Consider the following 7,509-nt stretch of genomic DNA (forward strand, 5'->3'; position numbering starts at 1 on the left):
CCATGGCCTCGGAACTTCGGGTCGGCGTCATCGGCGTCGGCATGATGGGCGCGGACCACGCCGAGCGGCTGGTCACCCGCACGGCCGGCGCGCGGCTCGTGGCGGTGTCGGACCCCGACACCGCCCGGGCGGCAGAGCTCGCGAGCCGGTATGACGGCGTGCGCAGCGTCGGCGACCCGCTGGAGCTCATCGCGGACGACGGGGTGGACGCCGTCGTCATCGCCTCACCGGGATTCGTCCACGAGGAGCAGGTGCTCGCGTGCATCGAGCACCGCACCTACGCCCTCTGCGAGAAGCCGCTCACGATGGACGCCGAGTCCTCGCTGCGGATCGTCGAGGCCGAGGCCGCCGCCGGACCGCCGCTCGTGCAGGTCGGTTTCATGCGCCGGTTCGACCCGGAGTATGCCGCGATGAAGGCGATGCTCGACAGCGGGCAGCTCGGGCGGACCCTCCTCCTGCACAACACGCACCGCAACAAGGCGGTGCCGGAGTCGTTCCGCTCCGAGATGATCGTGCGGGACTCGCTCGTGCACGAGGTGGACGTCGCCCGCTTCCTCTTCGGGGAGGAGATCACCGAGATCACGGTGCTCGCACCGGCCCCGACGGGCGTGGCCGCCGAGGGCGTCCTCGACCCGCAGGTCGCGCTCTTCCGGATGGCCGGCGGCGGGATGGCGACCACCGAGGTCTTCGTCAACTGCCAGGTCGGCTACGAGGTCCGCTGTGAGGCGGTGGCCGAGCGCGGCACCGTTGTCGCAGGCCGCAACAGCACGGGCCTCTACAGCACCGTCGCGGACGATCACGGCGGTTACTGGGGCGGCCAGGTGCCCCCGGACTTCCGGGCCCGCTTCGCGCGCGCCTACGACCTCGAGGTGCAGGCCTGGGTGGACGCCTCCCGACGCGGGGAGGTGGTGGGCCCGAGCACGTGGGACGGGTATGCCGCCACAGCGGTGTGCACGGCCGGGATGGAGTCCCTCGCGACCGGTCAGCCGGTGAAGGTGCAGCTCGCCGAGCGCACCGCCCTCCTGGACGGAGCACGTCGATGAAGCTGGCGCTCGACCCCTACATGTTCCGCGAGACGCCGCTGCTCGAGCTCCCCGCCCTCGTCGCCGAGCTCGGCTACGAGTGGATCGAGCTGTCGCCCCGCGAGGACTTCACGCCGTTCTTCAACCACCCCCGCGTCGACGACGCCACGGTGGGCCAGTTCAAGAAGGCGCTGCGGTCGGCCGGGGTCGGGGTGGCGTCGGTGCTGCCCCTCTACCGGTGGTCGGGCCCCGACGAGGAGGACCGCCAGGCGGCCGTCCGCTACTGGAGGCGGGCCATCCAGATCGCCTCGGATCTCGGCGTCGACACGATGAACTCCGAGTTCAACGGCAACCCCCGTGAGGCGGCGGTGTGCGAGCGTCAGTTCTGGCGCTCGATGGACGAGCTCCTTCCGCTCTTCGAGAGGGAGGGCATCCGGCTCGTCCTCGAGCCGCACCCCGACGACTGGGAGGAGGACGGCAAGCGCGCCGTCGACCTCATCCGCGGCATCAACTCGTCCGACGTGTCGTTCCTCTACTGTGCGCCGCACACGTTCCACCAGGGCGACGACTGCGCGGGGATCATGGACAAGGCAGGCGACCTGCTGACGATGGTCCACGTCGCCGACTCCTTCGACCACCGGGGCTCCTCCGGCCTGCGCTACATCGTCAACCCACCGGGGTCGCAGGTCACCGTGCACCAGCACCTCGACATCGGCCAGGGCGAGGTGGACTTCGACGAGTTCTTCTCCGGGCTCGAGCGCATCGGCTTCGACGGCATCGTCACGACCTGCGTCTTCGCCTGGGAGGAGCGCGCTCGCGAGTCGAGCACCTTCATGCGCGACACCATCCGCTCCTACCTCGACAAGTGGTCGACGTCGCCCACCTTCGAGTCCCCCTGACAGCCAGCTCGACGGCATACCTCTCAATTCACTTGCAAGGCAAAGGAACTCCCCATGAGCACGCCCACCCGCATCACTCACCTCATCGGCGGCCAGTCGTGGACCGGCACCGCCGAGCGGACCTCCCCGGTCTTCAACCCCGCCACCGGCGAGCAGACGGGAGTCCTCGACCTCGCCTCGACCGAGCTCGTCGGTGAGGTCGTCGCCACGGCCAAGGCGGCCTGGCCCGGCTGGGCCGACACGTCGCTCGCCCGTCGCACCCAGGTGCTGTTCGCCTTCCGCCAGCTCCTCGACGCGCGCAAGGAGGAGATCGCCGCCCTCATCACCGCGGAACACGGCAAGGTGCTCTCCGACGCGCTGGGCGAGGTGACCCGAGGCCTCGAGGTGGCCGAGTTCGCCTGCGGCATACCGCATCTGCTGCGCGGGGGATTCAGCGAGAACGCGTCGACGAACGTCGACGTCTACTCGATGCGGCAGTCGCTCGGCGTCGTGGCGGTCATCTCCCCGTTCAACTTCCCCGCCATGGTGCCGATGTGGTTCATCCCTATCGCCATCGCCTGCGGCAACGCGGTCGTGCTCAAGCCGTCGGAGAAGGACCCGTCGGCGGCCATCGCCATCGCGGCGCTGTGGAAGGAGGCCGGGCTGCCGGACGGCATCATGAGCGTCGTCAACGGTGACAAGGAGTCGGTGGACGCGCTGCTGACCCACCCGGACGTCAAGGCGGTCTCCTTCGTCGGGTCGACCCCGATCGCGCAGTACGTCTACGAGACGGGCACCACGCACGGCAAGCGGGTCCAGGCGCTGGGCGGCGCCAAGAACCACATGCTGGTGCTCCCCGACGCCGACCTCGACCTCGCTGCCGACGCCGCTGTCAACGCCGGCTTCGGGTCGGCGGGGGAGCGGTGCATGGCCATCTCGGCGCTCGTGGCGGTCGAGCCCATCGCGGACGAGCTCATCGAGAAGATCAAGGACCGGATGGGCAAGCTGCGCACCGGTGACGGGTCGAAGGGCTGCGACATGGGGCCCCTCGTGACCAAGGCGCACCGCGACAAGGTCGCGTCGTACGTCGAGGCGGGCGTCTCCGAGGGGGCGACGCTCGTCGTCGACGGCCGCGACGACGACTTCGACGGCGGTGACGGCGGCTTCTTCCTCGGCCCCACGCTCTTCGACCGCGTGGGCCGCGACATGTCGATCTACCGCGACGAGATCTTCGGGCCGGTGCTCTCGGTCCTGCGGGTCAGGTCGTATGACGAGGGGCTCGAGCTCATCAACTCCAACCCCTACGGCAACGGCACGGCGATCTTCACCAACGACGGCGGCGCGGCGCGGCGCTTCCAGCACAGCGTCGAGGTCGGGATGGTCGGCGTCAACGTGCCCATCCCGGTGCCGGTGTCCTACTACTCGTTCGGCGGGTGGAAGAACTCGCTCTTCGGCGACGCGCACGCCCACGGCATGGAGGGCGTGAGCTTCTTCACCCGGGGCAAGGTCGTCACCTCCCGCTGGCTCGACCCCAGCCACGGCGGCATCAACCTCGGCTTCCCGCAGAACACCTGAGCACCCGACCGCGCAGGCCCGGCCTGGCTTCCTGACCGCCGGGCCTGCGCCCTGCCCGGCCGACGGAGTGCCCATGACCCCACAGCCGGCGAGTGAAGGGGGCGCGCGGCCGCCGTCCCAGGTGCCTGCTGTCCCTCAAGCCCCCGTCGAGTGGCCACTTCGGTACGGCGGGGAGTGCACGCAAGTGGCCACTCGAGTGTGCGGGTCGAGTGACGCAAGACCGTCCAGGCGCCGGGGCAAGTCCCTACCCGCAAGGCGCCTTCGCCGTGGAGCCGCGCACGACGAGCGTCGGGGTGATGACCGTCTCCCTGACGGGGTCGCACACGCCGTCGAGCCGGGCGCAGACGTGCTCGACCGCCGCCCGGCCCAGCGCCTCGACGTCCTGGTGGATGGTCGTCAGCGAGACGTGGTCGTAGGCCGCCTGCTCGATGTCGTCGAACCCGACGACCGACACCTGCTCCGGCACCCGGACTCCGGCGCGCCGGACCACGTCGACGAAGCCCAGGGCGGAGCGGTCGTTGAAGGCCGCAACCGCCGTCGGGCGACCCGGTGGCAGCGCGAGGAATGCCTCGGCCGCGGCCGCGCCGTCCCGCTCGGTCAGGCCGCCGGGCAGCTCGACCGGCTGCGCGGCGGGTCCCAGCCTCGACATCGCCGCCCGGAAGCCGCGACGACGCTCTGCGGCCCCGGCGACCCTGCCGCCGTAGAGGTGGGCGATCCGCACGTGGCCGAGGCCGGCGAGGTGACGGACCGCCTGCCCGAGGCCGTCCGCGTCGTCGCTGCGGACCACGCCCACCGCCGGTGCGCGCACGGGCCGGAGCAGGCTGACGACCGGAGCGGACGTGGCGAGACGCCCCATCTCCAGCGCAGGCAGCTGGCTGCCCAGGAGCAGCAGCGCCTCGCAGCGCTCGGCCAGGAGCGCCCTGATGGCCGCCTCCTCCGAGCGCCGACGGGTCACGCCGCTGAGGACCACTGAGTAGTCGGCCGGTCCCGCTGCCGCGTAGATGCTGTCGATGACGTCGCCGTGGAAGTCGTGGCCCACCCCGAAGACGACCCCGATCGTTCGGGTGCGCGTCCGCGACCGGCCGAGCCGGCTCGCGCGTGTGTCGGGCTGGTAGTCGAGCTCACGCGCGGCCGCCATGACCCGCTCTCGCGTCGCCTCCGCAGCCCCAGGGGCCCCACGAAAGACGATCGAGACCAGGGCGCGCGACACGCCGGCGCGCGCCGCCACGTCTTCCATCGTCACTGGACGAGCCATGGACAGAGCATAGCTAGAGCGCTCCATGTTTTGGACGCCCCGGCCTTGACCCTGGCCCGTCGATGTGCGGATACTAGAGCGCTCTAGTTTCCCGGAAAGGACTATCACATGGACGAGCCCGTCTCGCTTGGCCTCATCGGCGCCGGTCGCATCGGCACCTCCCACGCGCGCGTCATCGCGCAGGACGTCCCCAGTGCCCGCCTCGTGGCCGTCGCCGACCCCCGGCCCGCAGCGGCCGAGGCGCTGGCACACCGGCACGGCGCGCGTGCCTTCAGCGACGGGCTCGCCCTCATCGACGACCCGGCGGTCCAGGGCGTCGTCATCGCGGCCTCGTCCGACGCCCACGCCGACCTCGTCGTCGCCGCAGCCCGGGCCGGCAAGGCGGTCTTCTGCGAGAAGCCGATGTCGCTCACCCTCGGCGACGCCGACCGGGCCCTGGCCGCCGCCGAGGAGGCGGGCGTCATCCTCCAGGTCGGCTTCAACCGCCGCTTCGACCCCGGCTTCCGCGCCGCCCACGACGCCGTGACGTCCGGCGCGGTCGGCACCGTGCAGCTCATGCGGTCGCTGACCCGCGACCCGGGTCTGGCGAACCCCGGCGCCGTCCCGCCGTGGACGATCTTCCTCCAGACGCTCATCCACGACTTCGACACGCTGCTGTGGCTCAACCCCGGGGCCGAGCCGGTCGAGGTCTACGCGACGGCAGATGCGCTCGTCGCGCCCGAGTTCAAGGAGCAGGGCCTGCTCGACACCGCCGTCGTCGTCATCACCTTCGACAACGGCGCCCGAGCCGTCGCGGAGGCCAGCTTCTCGGCGGCATACGGCTACGACGTGCGCGGCGAGGTGTTCGGCTCGCGCGGCATGGTCACCGCCGGTGACGGCGCTCGCAGCAGCATGCGCCTCTACACCTCGGGTGGGCTCTCGCACGACACGGCGCGTGGCGACGTCGAGCTGCTCGGGCAGGCGTATGCCGCCGAGTTCGTCGAGTTCACCGCCGCGGTCCGCGAAGGGCGCGCTCCGTCGGTGACCGGGGCCGACGCGCGGCGGGCGCTGGCCGTCGCGCTCGCCTGCATCGAGTCGGTCCAGACGCACCGGCCCGCGCCGGTCGCGGAGGCAGGGGTGCTGCGATGAGCTCGCCGTTCACGCTCGCGGTGTGTGCGGAGATGGTCTTCACCGACCTGCCGATCGACGAGCGCGTGCGGCGGATCGACGCGCTCGGCTTCGACGTCGAGATCTGGGACTGGACGCGGCACGACATCGACGCCCTCGTCGCGACGGGAGCGAGGTTCTCCTCGATGACGGGCTACGTCACCGGCGACCTCGTCGACCGAGACGGCTCCGACGAGCTCCTGAGGACGGCTGAGCAGTCGATCCCCGTCGCGAGGAAGCTGGGCATCCCTCGGCTCAACCTGCACGGCACGGGGCTCGACGGGCGGGGCCTGCCCGTCAAGGCACTCCCCGATCCGACTGGCGCACAGTGGGTTGCGGCCGCGCGGACCCTGGAGCGGATCGCGGCGCTGGGGGAGCGCGAGGGCGTGATGTTCGTCCTCGAGAACCTCAACACCTCGGTCGACCACCCCGGGGTGCCCTTCGCGAGGGCCGAGGACACGTTGGCCTTGGTCGAGGCGGTGGACAGCCCGCACCTGCGGCTCATGCTCGACCTCTACCACGCCCAGATCGGCGAGGGGAACCTCATCGAGCTCGTCCGCAGGTGCGGCCCGGCGATCGGCGAGGTCCAGGTCGCCGACGTGCCGGGACGGTGCGAGCCGGGGACGGGCGAGATCAGCTACCCCTCGGTGGCGCGGGCGCTGGCGGACATGGGCTACCGCGGCACCGTCGGCCTCGAGGCGTTCGCGTCCGGCGACAGTGAGGCGGCGCTCCACCGGTTCCGCGAGGCGTTCAGCGTCGCGGGACCGCATCTGCCTCCGGTCTAGTCGAGCATCAGGCACGAAGCAGTCGCCTCGACGACCGACCGACGAAGCCCTGACGGGCGCACCACAGCTCGGGTTCACGCGTCGATGGTGGCGGCAGGCACGAGCTCGATTACGTGAGCAGGATCCCCCCGATCCATCCAAACCAGAGGGTCAGCGCTGCGTAGCCGGCCGCGAGGACCCACGCCAGCGGGCGGCGGGGGGCCCCGGTTGTGGCGAAGTCGCCCACCAGCAGGAGCACGCTCGCGGTCACTCCCAGCCAGCCGGCAGCGGTCCAGGTGTCGTCGATCAGCATGAGGAACGACAGGACGAGGGCGCCGCCCATCAGGCCTGACCGACCCCACAGCCGGGTGACCAGCAGGATCGCGATGCCGAGCACAGGCTGGGCGATTGCCAAGACGATCCACGCCAAGTGGCCGGCACCGGGTCCCGGCCAGAACCCGCTGTAGGTCACCCCGGCAAGGACCAGCAGCAGGACGTCGACTGGTTGGACCGTCCGCAACGTGTCGGGAGAGACTTCGCCGTACCCGGCGTTGATGCCGAAGAGGACGGTCAACCAGGGACGTCCACGGGGACTGCGGGTGACCAGGCCCGCGATGCCGGCGAGGAGCATCGCCGCGGCCAGGATCGCAGCCACGCCTCCAGCCCACGGACCTGGCCCCATCTCCCACTACGCCCCAGCGACCGGCGCGCCCTCGAGGTGCCTCTTCAGGCTCGACCAGATCCGGTGCTCTTGGCGGACACCCATCCACGTGATCAGCGGTCCCAGCAGTCGGAGCGCACCCTTCGGCCGCACGTGTCCGGACCATCGCATGCGGGTGCCCGCCTCGACCGGGTCGAATCTCAGCGTG

Annotated in this window: 8 protein-coding genes; 5 read left to right on the forward strand and 3 right to left on the reverse strand. The window is 71.2% G+C overall.

Annotation, left to right across the window (positions count from 1 at the left end; all coding sequences use genetic code 11):
* Positions 1-2: 2 nt before the first annotated feature.
* From VFJ94_RS14190 to VFJ94_RS14200, 3 genes are read left to right on the forward strand one after another with little or no spacing between them, the layout of a single operon-like run.
* The gene (locus VFJ94_RS14190; protein WP_325004873.1) at positions 3-1,043 is read left to right on the forward strand and encodes a Gfo/Idh/MocA family oxidoreductase; all 1,041 of its coding nucleotides are present in this window, start codon (positions 3-5) and stop codon (positions 1,041-1,043) included.
* On the forward strand, positions 1,040-1,921 hold the full coding sequence (locus VFJ94_RS14195) for a sugar phosphate isomerase/epimerase (RefSeq protein ID WP_325004874.1): 882 nt from the start codon (positions 1,040-1,042) through the stop codon (positions 1,919-1,921). Before VFJ94_RS14190 ends, VFJ94_RS14195 begins: the two co-directional genes overlap by 4 nt.
* 54 nt (positions 1,922-1,975) lie before the next feature.
* On the forward strand, positions 1,976-3,475 hold the full coding sequence (locus VFJ94_RS14200; protein ID WP_325004875.1) for a CoA-acylating methylmalonate-semialdehyde dehydrogenase: 1,500 nt from the start codon (positions 1,976-1,978) through the stop codon (positions 3,473-3,475).
* Positions 3,476-3,719: 244 nt separating this feature from the next.
* Here VFJ94_RS14200 and VFJ94_RS14205 read toward each other — a convergent pair whose 3' ends face one another.
* The gene (locus VFJ94_RS14205; protein ID WP_325004876.1) at positions 3,720-4,730 is read right to left on the reverse strand and encodes a LacI family DNA-binding transcriptional regulator; all 1,011 of its coding nucleotides are present in this window, start codon (positions 4,728-4,730) and stop codon (positions 3,720-3,722) included.
* Between the two features lie 108 nt (positions 4,731-4,838).
* Here VFJ94_RS14205 and VFJ94_RS14210 point away from each other — a divergent pair, with 108 nt between their 5' ends.
* Positions 4,839-5,858 (forward strand): Gfo/Idh/MocA family oxidoreductase, encoded by a 1,020-nt coding sequence (locus VFJ94_RS14210; RefSeq protein WP_325004877.1) that lies wholly within the window; start codon positions 4,839-4,841, stop codon positions 5,856-5,858.
* Complete coding sequence (locus VFJ94_RS14215) at positions 5,855-6,661, forward strand: TIM barrel protein (RefSeq protein ID WP_325004878.1); 807 nt, start codon at positions 5,855-5,857, stop codon at positions 6,659-6,661. Before VFJ94_RS14210 ends, VFJ94_RS14215 begins: the two co-directional genes overlap by 4 nt.
* 109 nt (positions 6,662-6,770) lie before the next feature.
* Here VFJ94_RS14215 and VFJ94_RS14220 read toward each other — a convergent pair whose 3' ends face one another.
* Together VFJ94_RS14220 and VFJ94_RS14225 are read right to left on the reverse strand one after the other, a co-directional pair.
* A complete protein-coding gene (locus VFJ94_RS14220) occupies positions 6,771-7,295 on the reverse strand; it encodes a hypothetical protein (protein WP_325004879.1) in 525 nt (174 codons plus the stop codon).
* Positions 7,296-7,328: 33 nt separating this feature from the next.
* Positions 7,329-7,509, reverse strand: a 181-nt coding sequence (locus VFJ94_RS14225) for a hypothetical protein (protein WP_325004880.1), incomplete at its 5' end; no start/stop codon positions are given.

The sequence above is a fragment of the Intrasporangium sp. genome, from assembly GCF_035688975.1.
Lineage (GTDB): Bacteria > Actinomycetota > Actinomycetes > Actinomycetales > Dermatophilaceae > CALMNV01.